This is a genomic window from Solilutibacter silvestris, assembly GCF_050574925.1.
GTDB classification, from domain to species: Bacteria; Pseudomonadota; Gammaproteobacteria; order Xanthomonadales; family Xanthomonadaceae; genus Solilutibacter; species Solilutibacter silvestris_A.
In genome coordinates this window covers 1-914 of record NZ_JBCMOO010000015.1, presented here as the reverse complement: position 1 = coordinate 914, position 914 = coordinate 1, and the positions used below count along the sequence as shown (strand labels likewise).

Sequence of the window (914 nt, the reverse complement as noted above, 5' to 3'; positions counted from 1 at the left end):
GAGTCAACCACCTGCGTGGAGGTGTAGCTCACGCCGCCATCGGTCAGCGTGCCGTCGTAGTTGAACGTCAGCGTCTGCCCAGCGCCATCGGCATCGTTGGTATTGGTGTCGCCGGTCGTGACTGTCTTGATGCGCCCGGAAGTGTCATAGGTGTAGCTCGCGACCACGCCGTCGCTCTGCTCGACCTTCGACACCTGCAAGGTGTTGCCAACATAGCTGTACTGCGTCCAGAAGACATTCCCATCCGCGATGTTGGCAGTGTCCAGTGCCGCATCCGGACTCAGGTCGGTGGTGATGCGCGACAGGCGGCCCAGGGCGTCGTAGTCGTAATACACCTGTCCCTTGAGGGTTCCTGCTTCGCGGGTTCCCAGCGCCGCCACGCGACCCGATGCATCGTAGCCATAGACCAGGGCATCGCCATTGCCCGCCGTCACTTCGGACACGCGGCCATTGGCGTCATAGTTGACCGTGAACGTCGCGCCGCTCTTGCCATCCGCGATCGTCAGCAGGCGACCTTGCAGCGCGAGATCGGCATGGTCGGCAAAGGTCTGGGTCTGGCGCGAGCTGCCCTCGACCCAGGTCCAGATGCTGTTCGTGCCATCCCAGCTCAGGGTGTCGTAAGCCCCGCTCCCTGCCGTCGACTGGTATTGCGGGTGCCCGGACACCGTGCCGGTGTAGCTGAAGACGACTTGCTGGCCATCTCCCGTCCACAGGGTCATCTCACTACCGGACTGTCCAAGCGTGCCTTGCGTCAATTCGACGCGACGTTCGAACCCGGTCTCGAAGCCGTCGGTTGCCGTGCCGTTGGTGCCCGTCAGCTGCCCCTGGCTGTTGTAGGTCCGCAGCATGCCGACGTTGAGGCCCTGCCAGGTCAGCTGTTCGTCCGCGCCCTGCAGCACCAGGTTGCCGTTGGC

Annotated in this window: 1 protein-coding gene; it reads right to left on the bottom strand. The window is 63.8% G+C overall.

The window, feature by feature from the left end; all coding sequences use genetic code 11:
- Positions 1 to 914: hypothetical protein (locus ABE093_RS13520; RefSeq protein ID WP_430761435.1), on the bottom strand; the 914-nt coding region annotated here is incomplete at both ends.